The organism is Bradyrhizobium sp. CCBAU 65884 (genome assembly GCF_028128835.1).
Lineage (GTDB): Bacteria > Pseudomonadota > Alphaproteobacteria > Rhizobiales > Xanthobacteraceae > Bradyrhizobium > Bradyrhizobium ottawaense.
Window position 1 is genome coordinate 71,221 of sequence record NZ_LBJU01000105.1, and the last position, 17,728, is coordinate 88,948.

Annotated in this window: 15 protein-coding genes; 4 read left to right on the plus strand and 11 right to left on the minus strand. The window is 55.8% G+C overall.

Annotated elements, in window-relative coordinates; genetic code table 11:
* Positions 1-99 precede the first annotated feature (99 nt).
* Positions 100-1,329, plus strand: a complete 1,230-nt coding sequence (locus XI03_RS11790) for a DNA cytosine methyltransferase (protein ID WP_271592233.1) — start codon at positions 100-102, stop codon at positions 1,327-1,329.
* Positions 1,330-1,348: 19 nt separating this feature from the next.
* Here the strand turns inward: XI03_RS11790 and XI03_RS11795 are convergent, their stop codons facing one another.
* From XI03_RS11795 to XI03_RS11815, 5 genes are all read right to left on the minus strand, one after another.
* The gene (locus XI03_RS11795) at positions 1,349-2,332 is read right to left on the minus strand and encodes a PD-(D/E)XK motif protein (RefSeq protein ID WP_271592234.1); all 984 of its coding nucleotides are present in this window, start codon (positions 2,330-2,332) and stop codon (positions 1,349-1,351) included.
* The gene (locus XI03_RS11800; protein ID WP_271592235.1) at positions 2,329-4,554 is read right to left on the minus strand and encodes a Z1 domain-containing protein; all 2,226 of its coding nucleotides are present in this window, start codon (positions 4,552-4,554) and stop codon (positions 2,329-2,331) included. The genes XI03_RS11795 and XI03_RS11800 overlap by 4 nt, the downstream gene beginning before the upstream one ends.
* A gap of 5 nt (positions 4,555-4,559) precedes the next feature.
* Positions 4,560-6,101, minus strand: coding sequence for an ATP-binding protein (locus XI03_RS11805; RefSeq protein ID WP_271592236.1), 1,542 nt, complete (start codon positions 6,099-6,101; stop codon positions 4,560-4,562).
* 347 nt (positions 6,102-6,448) lie between these two features.
* Positions 6,449-6,769 (minus strand): DUF3768 domain-containing protein, encoded by a 321-nt coding sequence (locus XI03_RS11810; protein ID WP_333935696.1) that lies wholly within the window; start codon positions 6,767-6,769, stop codon positions 6,449-6,451.
* Between the two features lie 153 nt (positions 6,770-6,922).
* The gene (locus XI03_RS11815) at positions 6,923-7,165 is read right to left on the minus strand and encodes a hypothetical protein (RefSeq protein ID WP_271592237.1); all 243 of its coding nucleotides are present in this window, start codon (positions 7,163-7,165) and stop codon (positions 6,923-6,925) included.
* A 1,235-nt stretch (positions 7,166-8,400) separates the two neighbouring features.
* Here XI03_RS11815 and XI03_RS11820 point away from each other — a divergent pair.
* From XI03_RS11820 to XI03_RS11830, 3 genes are all read left to right on the plus strand, one after another.
* On the plus strand, positions 8,401-9,588 hold the full coding sequence (locus XI03_RS11820) for a type IV secretory system conjugative DNA transfer family protein (protein ID WP_271592238.1): 1,188 nt from the start codon (positions 8,401-8,403) through the stop codon (positions 9,586-9,588).
* A 533-nt stretch (positions 9,589-10,121) separates the two neighbouring features.
* The gene (locus tag XI03_RS11825; RefSeq protein ID WP_271592239.1) at positions 10,122-11,123 is read left to right on the plus strand and encodes a hypothetical protein; all 1,002 of its coding nucleotides are present in this window, start codon (positions 10,122-10,124) and stop codon (positions 11,121-11,123) included.
* A gap of 847 nt (positions 11,124-11,970) precedes the next feature.
* Complete coding sequence (locus tag XI03_RS11830) at positions 11,971-12,219, plus strand: hypothetical protein (protein WP_271592240.1); 249 nt, start codon at positions 11,971-11,973, stop codon at positions 12,217-12,219.
* A 65-nt stretch (positions 12,220-12,284) separates the two neighbouring features.
* Here XI03_RS11830 and XI03_RS11835 read toward each other — a convergent pair whose 3' ends face one another.
* From XI03_RS11835 to XI03_RS11860, 6 genes are all read right to left on the minus strand, one after another.
* Entirely contained in the window at positions 12,285-12,941 is a 657-nt protein-coding gene (locus tag XI03_RS11835) for a hypothetical protein (RefSeq protein ID WP_271592241.1), read from the minus strand.
* Between the two features lie 322 nt (positions 12,942-13,263).
* Positions 13,264-14,472, minus strand: coding sequence for a lipase family alpha/beta hydrolase (locus XI03_RS11840; RefSeq protein ID WP_271592242.1), 1,209 nt, complete (start codon positions 14,470-14,472; stop codon positions 13,264-13,266).
* Between the two features lie 310 nt (positions 14,473-14,782).
* Complete coding sequence (locus XI03_RS11845; protein ID WP_271592243.1) at positions 14,783-15,088, minus strand: hypothetical protein; 306 nt, start codon at positions 15,086-15,088, stop codon at positions 14,783-14,785.
* A gap of 355 nt (positions 15,089-15,443) precedes the next feature.
* A complete protein-coding gene (locus XI03_RS11850) occupies positions 15,444-15,791 on the minus strand; it encodes a hypothetical protein (RefSeq protein ID WP_271592244.1) in 348 nt (115 codons plus the stop codon).
* 6 nt (positions 15,792-15,797) lie between these two features.
* Positions 15,798-16,271 (minus strand): hypothetical protein, encoded by a 474-nt coding sequence (locus XI03_RS11855; protein ID WP_271592245.1) that lies wholly within the window; start codon positions 16,269-16,271, stop codon positions 15,798-15,800.
* Between the two features lie 49 nt (positions 16,272-16,320).
* Positions 16,321-17,728, minus strand: a 1,408-nt coding sequence (locus XI03_RS11860) for an RHS repeat-associated core domain-containing protein (RefSeq protein ID WP_271592246.1), incomplete at its 5' end; no start/stop codon positions are given.

A 17,728-nucleotide genomic window follows, 5' to 3' on the forward strand; every position in this document is an offset into this window, starting at 1 on the left:
CGGGCAGGACCTCGGGGCACTTTGCAAGAATCGCGTTGTGCTTTAGTGAATAGGAGCAGCGATTCGAAATCTGATACACTACGTCTACGGCGTATTCATATGCTCAAAGCTATTAGCCTGTTTACGGGAGCCGGGGGGCTCGATCTCGGCTTTGAGGCTGCGGGCTTCAAAACATGCGTCGCAGTGGAGATCGATCCCATATGTTGCGAGACGCTCCGAAGCAATCGGCGCTGGCCGGTCATCGAGGGTGACGTTGCCGCGATAAGCTCGCAACGCATCCTAAAGACGGCCGCCCTGAAGTCGGGAGAAGCCGACGTGCTTATCGGCGGTCCTCCATGTCAGCCGTTCTCCAAGAGCGGATACTGGGCCAATGGCGATGCTCCGAGGCTCAAAGATCCCAACGCCGGGACACTCAACGAATATCTACGCGTCGTCCGTGACACGAAACCGAAGGCAATCCTCCTGGAGAATGTGTACGGCCTTGCATATGACGGGAAGAGCGAGGGTCTCAAGCGCATCCTAAACGGCATCAAGAAGATCAATCGAGAGGCCAAGACAAACTACGTTCCCTCCTGGACCGTGCTCGACGCCGCGAGCTTCGGGGTCCCCCAACGTCGCGAACGAGTATTCATAATTGCCAGCCGCGACGGTCGCGAGTTCAAATTTCCTGAGCCAACGCATGCAGATGGAAGTCTTCAAGAGTTGCCAGCCGGCATAAAGCCCTTCCATACGACATGGGATGCTCTCGGAGACTTGGCGGCTCTTCCCGACAATCCAGATCTTCAGCTCACTGGAAAATGGGCGGGCCTTCTGCCCAGCATTCCCGAAGGACAAAACTATCTTTGGCACACGCCGCGCGGCGGCGGAATGCCGCTGTTCGGGTGGCGTACGCGCTACTGGAGCTTCCTTCTGAAGCTCGCCAAGGACAAGCCGTCCTGGACTATCCAGGCTCAACCGGGACCGGCAACCGGGCCCTTCCATTGGTCGAGCAGGAAGCTGTCAGCGAGAGAGCTTGCACGCCTACAGACATTTCCTGACGATTTCAAATTCGACTGCGACCGAGCGCAGGTCCAACGCATGGTAGGAAATGCCGTACCGTCGCTTTTGGCGGAGGTTCTGGCCCGCGAGATCAGGCGCCAGCTGCTGGATTCGCCCATGCGCAGCAAAAAGCTCAAGCTCCTGCCGCCCAGACGGCGCGGTATTCCTCCGCAACACGCGGCAGAGCCCGTCCGCGCCAGCTATATGTCTCTCAAGGGCGCTCACGCCGACCACCCGGGGCCTTCGCTCGGACCTCGTGCAAAACTGCGAACACTGGAGTTGGCAGACTGATAAGCGTCAGGAAAACGTATTACGGAAGGAGCCCTTGCTCTTCCGCTGCAATGGTTTGCCTGAAAGTGCTTGCGCTCACCGGATCGCAACCGCTTAGATCAGACACGAAACGTGCCGACGAGACGTTTGGAGGAAGAGGCGGTCGGATCGCCGGAATGATGCTCGCATCGAAGTAGCGCATGGAGCTTCGGGCGAGCTGGCCATCGAACCGCCATAGCATCGCCTGAGGCAGCGAGTCGCCTAGCGTGCTCGCGACAACGGATCGAAGCCGGAGGATGCCGTCCGGTTGTTCCGCGATCTTCTCCTCAATTGAGCGCAGCAAATCTGCGAGCGATATGCCACCCGCCAACGGCTCAACCCAGACTGACGCTATCAGGCCGGTCGCGCCGCTCGGTGGGTTCGCTTGCTCGAATGAGATTTCATGCACTCTTTGGCGATTGCTCGACGCCTTCACATCCAAACGCAGCTTGCCGATCGCAAAATCGAAACGCTCCTGAGGATCAGATCTCCATGATTTCACCGCAAGCGCTACATCGCGGGCAATTTCAATCACGCTCAATTCACCAACGAGACCGACTAAAGAGCGTCGCGCCGGGGCACGAAGCTTCTGAAATAGTTCGACGAGCTGCCGAACAGTATCGGCCACCTTGCTCGTTGAGGGGTTTCTGCCAATGAATGGCAGCACCGATTCCATTAAATTGGCGAAATAACCGACTACATCGTCATCTCGGATCGTGCACACTATTGCAGTCAGTGTTTTGTTGGTCGAGGCCTTTCCTTGCTCCACGATCGTGTACGGCATCGAAAACGTTGCCTCGATGCCGGCGAGCCGCAGTGGCACAGTCCTGCCGCTGTCGGACGTTTCGATCAAAACGGCGGCGTTGCCACGATTGTCGCGACCGGCATAGAACGCCGATCCATTCTCTAGTCGCCTGACATTGAACTCATTGTCTCCCGAAGGAGCGCCAATCACCTTCAGTAACTCTTCAAGGTGCCCGGTCATGAGGTGGCTTGCTGCCCCCGCTGCACCTGCACGAGCCAGTCAGCGGCGAGCGCTGGTGGTACGTTCACGGTGATCAGGGGGACTCTCGGTGCGAAGGGCTGGTCATTGAGAGTCAGGTCGTAGACGTGGATCTGGAAAGAGACCTTGTCCGAAGCGGCAAAGAATTGGTCGCCCGGATAGGTCGTTCCTCGAACCGTGGCAGTACGACCCTGCTGGAAGTTGTCGATCTCGCCGCTATCGTCTTTTACCTTGCGTGTTCCAAGAGGCGCGTCCGGGCGCATGCGATACACCGCTGCCGTTGCGTCGGGGTCCTGGCGCAGTCCCTCCGCCAACGTGATCAACAATCCGGTGAAGCTGGCCGTATCCCTTGGATCTTCGAATTGGTAATCGACGAGCGTGTCAAATATTTGCTGCAGGGGCACATTGGCGGCGACCTTGTGCTGCTGCGAGGGCGAAATTCCGGGGTAGCTGGTGTCTTCCACCAGATCGAGGCCGCTCAACAGCGCGTCCAAGATCCTCATGTTCGCGTCGCGCGCGCTCGGATTGGTTCCCCGCTGCCTGGTCCACCCGCCGCCGAGGCTGTTCCGCGTGTATGGATCGGAGATTACAGACCTTCTGCAGGGATTGAGCGCAGGGTCGAGGATAAAACGGCGTCGCCACGTGCGAAGATCGCCGCCCAAATCCGCCACTCGCTTCAACTCCTTGCGCATGAGTTCCTCATGCTGGACGTAGTCCTCATAAGAGGTTCTCATCGCTTGCTCTAAATACACGCGGCAGAGACCAAAATACCCTCGCGCCCCTGCATAGCCGAAGAATCGCGCTCGTTGCTGAAGCGTGTCCGCGTTGCCCATGCCCATCCCTCTGGGCATGTACGTAACCGTCAGCGAGTCCACGGTAAATCCGCGGTCTACAGCCTGCCCGCCGACCAGTATCCAACCCTCGGCATGTCTCCAGTTGATTTCCGGGGTTTTGGGCCTTCCGCGAGTATTGAACTCGATCACTGTCGTGTTGCGGAGCGCGCGTGGCAGCTTCTGGATTATTTCGTCGAAGCTCGGAAGATTATTCTCGGTGGTCTGGAGCTCTTCGTATGCGTCCCTAAAATCCCTGATGACATCCTGGCGATCAGGATCGCGCTCGTCCGCTCCAAGAGCATTGGCCCATTCGTCCTTCGCAGCGGTAGCCCATGCGGCAGCGATCTGATGGGCCGCCCTCTCACGAGCGGGATGAATCAGCATCGAGCGGCGGCCCGGCTTGGATATCAGCGTCGCAGCCAGACCGACGTAAAATACCCGCATGGCCTCGAGCAGGCTTTCCGGCGGCTCGGTTGGCATCGCATTCGCTTGCAGTAGATCGCCTGGAGGGATCACCTCGATATATGGGCTGTTCGGGGCGAAGAACGCCGCACCGCCTACGTATCCTTCGCCAGGCTCAAGCACATGCACGAAATCGGGCGACAAGTTATCCGCAATATTGATCAGAAGCGGCGCCTGCGGCGTCGCCGTGTACTGCAGGAATGTATGGCATGGCAGCGCAGCACGCAGCTCGCGCAGCCGCTGATACGTTGTGCTCTCCTCTCCACGCTGAACTTTCGTGTTAAGGCTTGCCTGATCGGCCTCGTCGTCAATCAGCAACGCCGGGACGTTTTGAAGGTTCATCCGTCTGAAGAGTGCCGTCAGCGAGGCGAGCCGCTGGTTCTGCTTGAGAACCGTCAGGAGAAGGGTCGACTTCTCGTCGGGATCGCGAGTGGGATCCTGCCAGTTATCGATAGCCTGTCGGATTAGCTGCTCGTATTGGGCATCCTGCCCTCGGGGATTCTTTTCCATTTTCCACGCTGGCAGTCCCTCGCCGCCGTCGACGTCGAGGTCCCTGGCAAGCCGATCGTGAGATTGCGTGAGCAGATTATCCTTGTTGCCGGCAATGACGATAACTATTGGAAAGCCGTTATCTCGCGCAAGACCTATCGCCGTCGTAAAGGAAAGCGTCTTGCCGCTTTGCACATAGCCCACCACCAATCCGGTCGCGGTGCCTTGCGCGCTCCTTGGGTCGATACCCTTTCCCAATATCTCGGCCGACGATTGAATGAGCTTATTCTGTGCCTCGCGACTGAGCTTGCTGCGCTCGGCGACACCAGCGGCCTCTTCACCTTCGAGAGGTAGCCACTTCATGCCCGGCTTAAGCAATAGTCCTGCAGCGGTCACGACGATGTTCGAATTGCTATCCATATGCATTATGGCTGCGACAGCCCCTCCCGCAGTATCTGATTCATATTTCGTCTCAGCGTGCCAGTTGACTTGACGCCCGACATCCGAGCGAGCTTCTCGCCAAGAGCGAGAGCAGCGGCAATGCGCAGCAGCGCATCGATGCTCTCCGGATCCGTCTGAGCGAATGCCACCATGAACGGATGAGCCATCGAAACCCGGATATCAATTGTATCCGGTTCCTGGTCGTGACTATTCCCCCGGTCACTTATAGAGAGCCAGTCAGACTCAGCCGGATCATCGGAGAGCTCGATCCGGATGAGCCATGGCGCCCCCCGGAAATTGAACCGCAATTCCCGCATGGCTAGCGTCGGCTGCGCTATCAATGGAGTGGTCTGGGTCTCCGCGAGAGGCTGGTCCGCAACCCGCGGCAATACCTCGGATATCGACGCAGCGATCGCGTCTCCAGCCTGCGAAAGTCCTTGGGCCGCAGCCTTTACCCGGTCCTTCTTGGAAGCTAAGGAGCGGTAATGTTCGCACTGCCTCAACAGTGGAAGCTCATCTTTATCGATGTATTCCTTGAGGAGTTCTAGGAAAGGCTCTTCGTTCTCGTCCCAACGAAACCCGTCTTTGGTGTGGCTGACCTCGAATCCTTCCAAGTGCAGCTCGCCGAACAGGCGCAATCGAGCATAGCTGCTGCTGCCGGACGTTCCGAACAATAGCGGCGGCCGATAGCCGTCCTCGCCGCTGCCCTGTATGAGTCGTCCTCGTCGGAATAAGGAAAATCCGGACCGGGCATAATTCCCCGGATCTCGTAGCGCCGCAAAACCCCTGACGGACATTCCATCGCCGAGTTCGAACTCGATCTCCTTCCGCCACACCTCATCCGGCCCGTCGGGGTCCTTATAAAAGGGGGCCGTCAGCACAGGCGGCTCCTCATACGACAGGCTTTCAGTGTTGAAGCGGAGGTCGAGAGTTCCGTCGCGGAGGAATACTCGATAGATATCCGCCAAATGCTCTTTGATCTTCCCTAGAGTTCGTCCCACGGGAATGTGGTGCAAGTCATCGAGAGCTACCTCCGTGAAGTGCTCGTTTACCGCCGCCGGCCTCTCATCGATGTCGAGCTCCTCCAACTCATCACGCACGATCATTGCAATATCGAACCGCACGGTCCGCTCGACGGGCTCTCCAAGGGCCTTAGTGCGGACCTGCCATCTGGGAGCAAACCAACATGCCGCGCTCTTCATTCCCATGCCAAATTCAGAGAGGCCCGTGCGATCGGGCGGGATCATTGCAGGACGGAATGCGCGGGGAAAAGCTTGGTTCGCGATGCCTCCTGCGTTGTCACGGATTGTGATTCTTCCTGGATGTGAAGTATCAACGTCAATCGAGACCTTGAGCTTCCAGGCCGATCCGTGGAGCTCGTGAATCTTTTTCTTGTTCTCGACATAGCTCTGAAGCGAGTTGTCGACGAATTCCGCCAATGCGAACCACGGGCTGTAGTTAAGGTGCCTCAGCACCGACAAAACGCTCACACCCGGCCGAATGTTGACCTTCTTATTGGCCGACATCAATGATTCTCCCCCCGCCATGCACTGCAGTATACTCGACCAACTGCTCGCTGCACGGATGCCGTGTATTTACCGGCCGATTCGCTCTCTCGGTATTAAACTATTGATTATCTCCCGTATCTTCCTACCCCTTCCAGGCGATATGCACAGCGCGCAGCGCCCCTTCGCGCCGCAAAGAAAAGGCGGCCCCAAGAAGAGGGGCCGCATCAAAGTGCCAAATCCGCGCTGATCGGGCGCCTAACCTGGGAGGGTCCGGCAGGCCTTCCGATGATCCCCACAACGGTGCTCCTCCTGCTGGAGCATCCACCCGCTGCGTCTAGATGGGAGGCGGTCACTTCTTGCTCTATTCAGTACTCGCTGGAAAGCATCAGCGTGAGCACACGCACGGTTCGCTTCGGATCGCCTGGATCTTCTGAGCCGTACCGCATATCCTCGTCGTAGTAGTCGATCTTCCAGAAGAACTTCCGACCTACCAGGTCGAAACTCCCGAAGTCGTGCTCCCCATGGGGATCGTTCTCCTGCGTAAATCCGGAGAAATCCGCTACCTGGCGAAGCGCCTCGGCCTTTACGCAGTCGGGTAGCTCCGCAACACCGATCGTCATCATCACCTTGCCACCGCGGAACGTGCGTCGAAAGGTGTCGTTGAGAAGGGCGATACTATTCATCATCGCGCTCCTCCGCGTCCTCGCTTCTGTAGGGTCCCATGTGACGAGCGCCGCAGTACGGACAATCATCGTCACATTGTGCGGACCACACGTCGCTCCACTCGCGCCCGCATTCTGCGCAATGGTAGTAGTTGCGGACTTGCATGCGCCGACCTCCTAGATCAAATCGGCGAGCACAAGGGCGGAAACGAGCGTCTGACCGCCACACGCCTCGCAGAAGCCCTGGTCTTGATCGGGCTCCATATTGGCGGTGTGGTCGCACCCTTCCGTCATGCAGATGGCGGGACACCTGCTATTGAGGAGAGCCGCCAGCAGAAGATCGTCGAGGTTTTGGAAGCCTCTCTGGTCGCAGAGGGTCATCAGCTTCTGAGCTTTCTGGGAAAGAGCAATGTTGGACATCGTGTCCTCCTCGCTACGGGCACCCGAACCATTCGGGTGCTCGATCGCGAGGCGGACGCCGAGCGTCCATCACCGGGCGGGATTTAGAGTAGATGCCCAATCGACCGTATGGACGCTCGTCGCGATGCCTCCGCCTCGCTACCGAGACCCGGACATGCTTGGCAGGTCCCGGATCGCGGGGCGGAACGTCGAAAGATCAAACTCTGGGGCAATATTGGCGGGTAGAGCCGGATCGGTGGAGGAGCGAAATCGTGTCAGATCGGCACGAGAAGCTGGAAGGGCGAGCGCCTGGGCGCTCGCCGAGCTCCGCTATCTGACGTCTTCTATACCAGTCTTTCTATCTTTGACAGGGCCGTGCGCGGAAAGTCCGATGATGCCCGATCGCTCCCAAGCCAGCGCTGGTTACGTTCTCGTGCGTGCCTACCTGTTCACTGACGTGTCGGTCGGAGTTTGTGCGAGGAGCGATACGCCGGCATTTTCAGAGTGGGATGAGTTCGCAAGTCCAGCTAGTCAAGATTTTACGTGACTGCATAATTGGAGTTATGACAATCGCCTTAGTGTGTGCGCAGAGTGCACTGCTCGTCGTCTGGATCTATTCATTATACCGACCGCGGCTACAGCGGCAGCTGCTTCGCCGATATCCATTTCACATGGCATATGCAGTGGGCCTCCTTCTCTTCTTTTGGTTAGCTAGTAGGGATCCACTGTTCACCCACGATCAGTTCGCGTGGCTTCTCTTTCTCACGATCACCAGCGTGTTCTTGCTCGGTGAATTCTCCATCCAAAAAAAGAGCGGATGGTGGAATTGAGAGTTGTTAGCAGTATGTGCCGTAGCAGTTTCTGGGCCTTACGAAGATTCCACCGGTCGATCGGGAATAGTAATTCCAACTTGGAGGGGGAAGATTGCGTCGGAAGAACATTGGTGAGCCGATATCATAGGGCCGATAATGTCGATAAATCGCATTGGCTCCTTGATAGTACGGATAGACCATCGTCCTCGGTGTTATTTGATAGTACTGCTGCGCACTACCATGACTCGTGATTGCAAGGCTATAGAGACCCATTGAACCCGCCCAGAGGGCGAGACGATTGAAGGGCTTCAGGACTGACTCCCTTACAGGTGAAGTTGGCATGGTACTCCTCTTGGAGGCCGTTCTAAAGAGCTCGTACAAAATGGTTCAGGAGGGGCCGCCGACACAGTGCGGCACCTCCACACCTCTCGGATTGTCTGGTGATTGCCCGATGATGGAGATATGCATCCGTCCCATCTCACACATTTCGCACGCGCCGACTTTCACGGCGACGAGCGAGTCTTCGGTATTAGGGACGAAGACCGTTTTTCTCATGTCTACATCATCGGCAAAACGGGTACCGGAAAGTCGACATTGCTCGAGACGATGGCGCTCCAAGATATTGAATGCGGGCACGGGCTTGCGCTCATCGACCCGCACGGCGATCTGGTGGAACGCATCGCGGCTCGAGTGCCGGCGAGGCGTGCGCCAGATTTAATCTATCTAAATGCTGGCGACCCATCGCAGCCGTACGGGTACAATCCCCTGCGTCATGTGCGCGACGACCGAATCGCCTTAGCGGCTTCGGGTTTTATTGAAGTGTTCAAGAAGATGTGGCCGAAAGCCTGGGGCGTGCGTATGGAGCACATCTTACGAAATGTGCTTATGGCGCTCCTTGAGCAGCCGCACGCGACGATGCACGACGTACTGCGCATCTTATCGGACCGAAAGTTCCGTGCAGAGACCGCGCAACAGCTAAAGAATGAGACCGTCAGGACGTTCTTCCAGAAGGAGTTTGAGCGCTTTTCCTTCGGCTACCGGGCCGACGGCGCGGCACCAATTCAGAACAAGGTGGGCGCCTTTCTTTCGGATCCCCTGCTGAACAGGCTCCTAACTGCTCCTCAGCGTGATCTCCACGTCCGTCAGGTTATGGACGAGGGCAGGGTATTGCTGGTTAACCTGGCCAAGGGGCGGATCGGCGAGGACAGCTCCTCGCTTCTGGGCGGCCTGCTGGTCACGACGCTTGGACTCGCGGCCTTCAGCAGAGCGGAGCTGCCTGCGCACAAGCGGCGAGACTTTTTCATCTATGTTGACGAGTTTCAGAATTTCACAACGCTCGCAATGGCGAACATGTTCGCGGAACTCCGCAAGTATCGCGTGGGCTTCACCGTCGCCCATCAATATCTTCACCAGCTTGAGCCTGATGTCCGTCATGCTGTGCTCGGTAATGCCGGCACTATTATCTCCTTCCGAGTTGGTTCGGAGGACGCGACATATCTAGCCCGAGAATTTCAGGATCGATTTGACGAGCTCGATCTATTGGGGCTGCCGAACTATCGCATCTACTTGAAGCTCATGATTGATGGAACGCCATCACTTCCATTCAGCGCCACTACATTGAGCCCGGGTTGAGTCCGATCAATGCAGTCCAGATACTGAATGAATGCACCGCAGAGCGAGCGGGTTCGCGCTCCCTAGGACAGCGCCGCTGTCTATTCCGGGAAGAGAATGTCGCGTACACTAATGCATCCATTGATTGTATTTAAAATGGAGGCTGTCATGCTCAAAGTTGTTGCGACCTTGACGATATTAGCCGTTTTCGTGCCCGGCTCTGGCCTCGCGCAAACTGCTCCAGATGCACCGCAGTACCAGCCAGGCACCACAAATATACCGAACACAAATCTGCTCCCTCAAGGCTCCACAACGGGCACCGCTCTCAATGGCAACACACAATTATCGGTGCCGCTCGGGGGCAATGCGTACGGATTCGGACAAAATGCTTCTACACCCCCGTCGCCCGGCCAGCCGTCAAGTATTGGCGGGGTAGTTGGGGTCGGCACAACATTCAAGTGAACAGCTGATCCGCGCTTTTTACGCGCGATAGCGGAACGCAGAGGTCTGGTTGCGATCGGCTGCACAATGCGTCAGCTCACAGGGAGGCCAAGATGAGGTATGTATATGTTCTGATCCTGGGGACCTGCTTCATACCTGAGTTCTCAGTTGCCCAAGTGTGCAATCCCAGAGACTTTACATTCGAGGAAGCTACGAAAATCGAGTTTTCTGACTTGGCCAAACTATCGGCCTATTCACTCTCCGAAAAATCCTCGAGCGAGCAAAAGAATTCGGAGACGGCTGTCGGTGGCGAATATGCGGGCATCAAGGGCAATATTTCTAAGAAGGATGCCAAATCCCTTTCCGAATACATCCTTGATCGCAGCGGATACAAGACATCACGCGACACGAGGCTCCGCGTCGCTGCGACTGCGCTATCTCAAACAGGCGCAGAAATGTACAAAGAATGCATCGGCGCGAAGATCATAACAGTCACGCTTTCTCCTGCGGCATTCTCCGAGAAGCAGTTCTTCATGAACTTCAAATGGACACCGAATCCGCCACAACCGGGCCGAATTGCTCTCAAGCTGGAAAATGCCAAGGCGGATAGCTTCAACCACACTATTGGTACCGGCGAGACAATACCAGACATAAAGATCACCAAGGTCGACGCCTCGCGGCCGGTGGAAATATCTTTGAACATATCGAAAGCGGCGTACCCTGTAATATACATTCCGCCGCCAACCCCACTAATGAAGTTCAAGACGGAGAAGAGATACTCGGCTCCCGTAAACTTAGTGGCAGAGTGCGGCAGCGTCGCAGGCTGCGACTCGAAGACTAAGCAAGTGTGTGTTACCGCAACTCAGGGCATTCTCCTCCCAAGCACGTTGGGCTTTGAAGCGTCAACCAGGGGTACAGGAAGATATGTGCGCGATCCCGAGAATTCGACGCAGAAGAGCTGCGCCACTTTCTCTGTAATCGGAACGGGCTGGAAGGAAGGCAAGCCAGACGGGAGGAATGAAGCAATCGGAAGGTTTTTCGTTCTCGAGGCGGTACCCGATACAGCGCAGCCAGCTCCAGCTCCCGGCGCGAGAGTGAGTGCTGGCCGTTCCTAAAGTCTCGGATTTTGACGCAGACGTTCGGGCCGAAAAGTCATTCGATTTCTTTATCTCAAAGCCCCGCATAACCGCGTTGAATGAACGGCGTGCCGTCGATCAAAAGCTTGAAACCCGGTGCGGTAGCTCGAGCTGCGCACCGCATCGGACGGCTTCGCCGGACGAAAGGATTTCTGGGGTCCGTTAGAACCCAGAAAGTCACGCCGGGAATGGTCCCGACCCCAAAGTGGCGAAGTCATTGGCCACGCCGGCAATTCTGCGCTTCATCCCCCCGAACGAAGGTGCCGACACGGCATGAGGGGGTGTTTCGAGGGATGTGTCTAGGGATGTGTCCAGGGTAGAAAATCGCTCCCGCTATTGGTTGGACGAAGTAGCCGCTTGGTCCGACATCGCGGGAGATGAAGCAGTGTCGTTCGTTGCGTCTGTTGATGTCGAAGAATTGTCTGCGGGATTGGCCGACGCGATCATAGTCTCACCGAGCACCGCGGGAGTCGAGGTCGAGCTTACGAAAGGCGGTGCGTCCTGTATGTAAGAGCCGTCCGGCTGCACCGCGTATTGACCAACTTCAAGATCGCCGCTCGCCGTGTCGTATAGGAACCCGCCGGTCGTGTGTACCCACGTGAGACCTTCACGTGTCGGGGTCGGCGCGTCCTTTTCTGCAAGATGAGCGTCGATCTGCGGATCGCCAGGATATGCAGAGACGTTTGTCCCGTCTGTGAAGTAGTCCGTATATTTGGTGCCGATGATGTGGACCAGCGCCAATCCCGTCGGCGCTGGCTCCGACCGGACGCTCGGTGCCGTTTCACTGTTTACCGGCGCTCCGTCTGATGTAGCTGTCGGAGTTGCCGTGAAATCGGTCGTTGATGAGCTCACTGCATCTGTCGGCGATTGGTCAGCAGTCATGGAGGATGTGTCGTTCGGCACGGAGGAGGTCGCATCGACCTGTGCCAAAGCGGGTCTGACTACGACAAATCCAAGTACAAATAAGCTCACAATGAAAACACTGGAGGCTGCAAGTGCTGGGATGCGCAATTTCATGCACTCAGTGTACTATCAATTTTCGCGCGCGCTCGCCAACATGGGGATATCGCCCTGACGCCTCGCACGACTGAACGGCGCTGGCCAAAAATAATTTGATCGCTACCCTTTGCCAGGGAAGCGCTACAGCTGATATCGCTCTATGAACTCGTTGTTGGTAGTAAGATTGAAATGGCGCGACAATGCTTCCCGCACATTTTGGTCTAGCTCCGGCCAGACAATCCGCAAAGTCTTCAGCGCCCTATCTTCGCCCGTTCGAATCACCATTGGCGCGTCGGTTCGAAGCTGGCAAACGGCTGACAATACCTGGCAACATAACACTGCCGCAGCGTCCGGGCTCGCGGGTTCTCCGATCACGTTGGTTGTGGTTTCTCGACGAGGCGTTTTTGTTTCCACGTCACAGACGATGATCGACCATATCGGAACATCGAGCAATTCTCGAAATGGGACCTGCTCCATTTGTAGAGAAGACCAGTCATTGAAATCCGCGACTGCGTGCTTCATTTGACCGTCTACAAAAACCAATTCATCTCCACACGCATGTGCGGCTATCTCCATCGTATCCCGAAGCTCCTGATCATTCCACTTCGCTGGAAAGGATCGCATTACGTTCGCTAATAGACCGTAGGCCAGCTCTGGCCTTTGACTCTTTAGCGCACCATCAACCACCTCAATCAGCGCATTCGTTTCAAAGAAAGCATCCCTCGGAGTGAGCTGCGAGTAGATGTCTTCCATAAGCGTTGGAGCATTGGTCCGCAGAGCATAGGTGAAATCGTCCATGTGCCCGTAAACAGCCACGTGCTTATGGGTAAGCCCCCGCCATCGTTCATCGTCTACAATCCATGACAAAACCATGCGGAGAACGACATCGGCTTTCCTTGGACCGTCCAAGATGAGCGAAGCCTGGTCGTCTCCCCAAAACACAACCGGAAACGGATTGAGAGGAAATGGCTGTCCGCAAGAGCAGAATAGCTGCGGTATCGGCTCCTCGGGCCATCTGCACAGCGCGTCAATGGCGCATGATGTGATGTGGATTGGAATCGGCAATTCGACCTCCAGTCCGCAAGTTTGACAAGGCCCGGCCATCGCCGCTGCGGCAAATCTAGTTTCCACCACGCAATCCCCGTACCGTGCGAATTGGATATGTCAGGAGGAGATCCGAAGAATCGCCGTATTCTTGTCCCGCTTCGGTTAGTGACTCCAATACGCAGGCGAGCGTTGCTTTATATCGAAATCCCTCATTGGCCGTGATCGTCAATCTAAACGCATCTGTTTCGCCACCCTTCAGAATGAACTGCGCTCGAACCTCGGCCAGAAGGTCCACATCGTTGGATGTCCTGATATCGGCATGAAGCTCGTATTCGATAATTGGCGCTCCAGGCTTCCGAATGCGGAAATCCTTTATCGGCTCTCGATCGTTCACGATCAGCCGGAGCTGTCGGAGTCTCGTCGGGTTTTGGGTGAAGTTGGTAATCGAGAAGCGTAGCTCGCATCGGTCCGGCGCGTAATGCAGCGACTCGACTTCCGTATCGATCAAGTTGAGCTTGGCAGTGTGACTGTTCTCGCCGCTGACGATTTCGCGGACGAATTCCAAGAGCATTCGATGTTGGACTGCGTTGTCGTCCGTTGGCTTCGCTATCGAGAAATGATCCGACTTCGGCACCTTGAATGGGTTTCCAAAGTAGCGCGCACCGGTGAATGGCGGGACTATCTGCTCCCTAAACAGAGCGGGCAACACAATGAACCAATCCTCGATTAATTCCTTTCCAGTGATATCGAGCTTCTTGCTTTCTTTGAGATTGATAAACTCCTTGTCCAAATCCGTCAGCCAGTGGTTATTCTGAACGAACCGCAGCGCGTCCCCTTGAGCATGTCCGAATAACTCTGCGAGCGGAGAGAGCCAATCAGCGTACGACGAACCGAGTGATGGCGAGGCCATGAGAAACAGGCCGAGCTTTTGTCTTCTTTCGACGAGTTCAACGGCCCTTTCGACGAGGTACTTGCGAACGACAATGCCGCCCATGCTGTGACAAACAAAAACGATCCTCTCGCTCTTCCCTACGCCGTCCAGTAGCAAGAACTCTTTGAGGGCATCGACGACATCGCTGATGCGATAACTGCCGCTGAAAAAGCCGGTGTGGTACGTAAACACATAGACGCCGACCGACGCGAGCTCGGGATCCGAAATCAACAGCTCAGGCCAAAACGCTCCATTCGAATGGCGCCAGCACGTGTCACCGCTTGATAGAACGCCATGAACGAAAACCGCCGTGGTATTGCCGGTCGGCTTTCTTAACCACTGCCCCTCCATGCTCTAACTCCTGGGCTATCAGAGCATTTCTCTCGATTAGTAGTTGCATCCTAGTGGAGAATGGCCCGATGAGACAAGGAATTCCGCGGGAAGCCCTGGGCAGCGCCCGCCGGTCGTTTGCCCGTGCGGCAGATCATCAGAAAGCTGCGCCAGGCGGACACTCTTTGAGTGCCATGATCTTTCCAGATCGGAAGATCGTACGTAACTGAATGCTTGTACCTCCTAAGATAGCTAACGAATGTTCGTTCATGTCCTGATCGTCGGACGGCTTGCCGGACGACGGGAAGGATTTAGGTTCGTAGAACCTAGGTCAGGTCGGGAATGGTGCCGAGGGCAGAGGTGCCAAATCCTTGATCTCGCTGGGTATTCGAGCGTCATCTCCACGAACGGAGGTGCCGACACGGCATGAGGGGGTGGGGCGCGACGAGGGATGTGTGCAGGGGTAGATAGGGAAAACAATTTCGATCGCTCGAGAGATGCCGAGGTGTATGCTCGTGCGATGGACCAGAAAATGGTTCGCGCCCACCTGGTGGATGCCGAGCGGCACGTTGCCCTCGGTGGGAAACATATTGCCTGACAAATCGAGATTGTCGACGAACTTGAACGCGGCGGCCATTGCACAAAGTTAGCGCTCGATCTGCTGGCCACGTTTCGCCTTCTACAGGCGGAGCACATTGCGCACCGCGATCTGATCCTCTCAGAACTAGATTAGAAGTCGGCGTCCTCCTCCATGAAGAGATTGATGAGGCTCGGACGAGGTCCGAGATGGTATCAATCTCGAACAGGAGGAGGAACAATGAAGGCAAGCTCGCCCTGCGCGGTACGGGCGGAAGCCCGAACAAGTCGCGCGACGAGCCCCACCTTATCGCTCGTGCATAGTTGTGCATGGTTTCGTATGTGCACCGGTTACCCCGCCTTACCCTAAAGGCGGGGCGTAGGGGGTTGTACGGCGGGACGCGCCGTTAGGGTGACTAGGCTGCCTCCCCGCGCCACCGGCCTTCCATCATCTTTTGCAGCTGCTCCGCGCTCCGAAGCATTTTGTGTGGCAACTTTGGCTCATTCCATTGCGGGAGCGGGACTTTTAGCTCCATGAGCTCGATCAGCGACGCGCTGGCTTTACTGTTCGAGAGGATTGAAAGGAACAGATAGCAATTGTCCACGACGCCGATCATGAGCTTCTTCATTTCCTCGTCGCTGATGCGGTCGTGGAAACGTTCGAGTTCTGTGTTCTCGCGGAAGCACAAATTTGCCATCCACCTTGCCAGTCGTTTGCGGATCACCTCATCGCTTATCAGTTTGTCGAATTGGTCGGGGGTCATAACCGATTAGCGTGTCAACAAGCGTTCGAATATGGCGCGATCAGCCACCGGTGCGTCTTTCAGGTTCGCATAAAACCGCTCATCTCCGGTCTTGGTGTCGATGACGAGATATGTCGGTACTTGTTCGGGCCGGTCGTAGTAGTAGCTTTTTGGTTGTCCATTTACCTGAAAGTCACCGCAGTATTTTCCAGGCACAAGATTGTTGCAGATCCCTTTGGGCGTGATGTCGATGAGATACATCAGGTTCGCGTAAACGACGAACGCGTTTGGAGACTTGATCTGGGCGACTATCGGCCCTGTATGTTTATTATTCTGAACAAGATATCCAGAATTGTCTCGCTCCCATATCGAGATCACGCCATAACAGTCGAGCATCCCGAGCCACTGCGGATTGTAGTCAGTGCATCTGCTCATTATTGCGGCGCGATCTCGGCTCCATTTTTCATTAAGGAAGTAGCCGCCAACCGTTGCAGTGATCACAGTTACAGCTGCTACGCTCCCAACAATTGCTTTTCTGTGCATAGTTCACTTATGGCTTATATGAATAATCGAACCCGATGCTGACTGGATAAGGACTGACAACACCGGCAGCTTGTCCAAGTACCGCAGCATTATTCAGTGTGCTGATCGCCGCTTTCGAGTAACTATTGCCGTAGTTGTTTGGCTCGAAGTTGTACGTGTCCGAGATCGTTACTTTGATATTCCAGGTGCCGTTTGAAGACTGTTTGCCAGACAAACCAGCATTGACGTTGTGCAATGCGGTCTTCAAGTCGCCCTGAGAGAATGTGAAGCTGTTTGATGGGTCTGTTACTGGAACGTCAATTACACCGTTCTTAGCTTGTCTGTTTACCTTGTCGGCGACATAGTTTGTGAAGTCGCTGGATTTCTGAATTTGGTTGATGACGTTCCCGTAGTAACGCTGATTGCTCGAAGTGATGTTCAGCGGCTGCGGATTGATCGTGGTGGAGCGCGCCAACATTGCAGTTGAAGCGGGAGCTGGATTGCCCGCTGATCCTCCTCCGCCCATTTGAACGATGAGCTGGCTTAGCAAATTCAGGACTTGGGCGTAGAGGCCCAAAATCGTCGCGGTGTTTGAACTTATGAGGCCAGAGGGGTCTTTGATAGTGATTGGGTTATTTTTTGCGTAGGAGTAACTATTTAGCCCCTGCGGGTCACTCAGAATGTCCCGCAAAGATCGATTCGCTCTCTTTTCTGCTTCTGGAGATCCGAGCAACAGGAAGATCGGATCTTCTGATATGAACTGGCCCTGCGATGGACTGTAATATCGCGCGTTGAGATACTGCAAGTTCGACTGATCTGAGAACTGGCCGATGTATTTTCTGGCACTGTCGGCTCCGCCTACGTTCGTGCTGATCCTCGTCGCGCCAAAGGGGTAGTAGTCCAACGTCTGGACGACAGTGCCGCTCGCGTTTGTTACGACGTTTGTACTCCCCAGATGATCTGGGTGCACATAGCGCGTCTGCGCACTGCCCGTTGCGTTGCCACTGGCGAACTGCTGGTCAATGGTGGAGAGCAGTGTGTCACCATTGAACACGTACTCGGTGGTGGTGGCATATTTTGCGCCGCTCCCCGTCGATGACGCGACGCTGTACCACTTGAAAGGATAGAAAGTTGTGGTGGAAGTTCCCGTTTGTAGAACGCGGGAGCCGAATGCGTCGTAGCCGTACGTAGTCGTAGCGCTGACGCCGTTCGCCATCGTGCCGAGCGCGATTAGACGATTTGCATAATCCAAAACGTATGTTGTGGTGGTGCCGTCGGTCGTTTTTTGGATGAGGTTGCCGTTGTTGTCGTAGGAAAAAGTTGAAGTGCTGTAGCCATTTGACAAGGTCGTCAAAGCGTGGGGTGATGCGTAGCCGGTCCCCGAATATGTGTAGCTGTTAGTAGTCACTAATGAAGAAGTGAGGCCCGCCTTCAGC

Coding starts and splice junctions, on each gene's coding strand:
- XI03_RS11790 (WP_271592233.1), top strand. CDS start 100: ATGCTCAAAGCTATTAGCCTGTTTACGGGAGCCGGGGGGCTCGATCTC.
- XI03_RS11795 (WP_271592234.1), bottom strand. CDS start 2,332: ATGACCGGGCACCTTGAAGAGTTACTGAAGGTGATTGGCGCTCCTTCG.
- XI03_RS11800 (WP_271592235.1), bottom strand. CDS start 4,554: ATGGATAGCAATTCGAACATCGTCGTGACCGCTGCAGGACTATTGCTT.
- XI03_RS11805 (WP_271592236.1), bottom strand. CDS start 6,101: ATGTCGGCCAATAAGAAGGTCAACATTCGGCCGGGTGTGAGCGTTTTG.
- XI03_RS11810 (WP_333935696.1), bottom strand. CDS start 6,769: ATGATGAATAGTATCGCCCTTCTCAACGACACCTTTCGACGCACGTTC.
- XI03_RS11815 (WP_271592237.1), bottom strand. CDS start 7,165: ATGTCCAACATTGCTCTTTCCCAGAAAGCTCAGAAGCTGATGACCCTC.
- XI03_RS11825 (WP_271592239.1), top strand. CDS start 10,122: ATGAGGTATGTATATGTTCTGATCCTGGGGACCTGCTTCATACCTGAG.
- XI03_RS11835 (WP_271592241.1), bottom strand. CDS start 12,941: ATGGACGATTTCACCTATGCTCTGCGGACCAATGCTCCAACGCTTATG.
- XI03_RS11840 (WP_271592242.1), bottom strand. CDS start 14,472: ATGGAGGGGCAGTGGTTAAGAAAGCCGACCGGCAATACCACGGCGGTT.
- XI03_RS11845 (WP_271592243.1), bottom strand. CDS start 15,088: ATGGCCGCCGCGTTCAAGTTCGTCGACAATCTCGATTTGTCAGGCAAT.
- XI03_RS11850 (WP_271592244.1), bottom strand. CDS start 15,791: ATGACCCCCGACCAATTCGACAAACTGATAAGCGATGAGGTGATCCGC.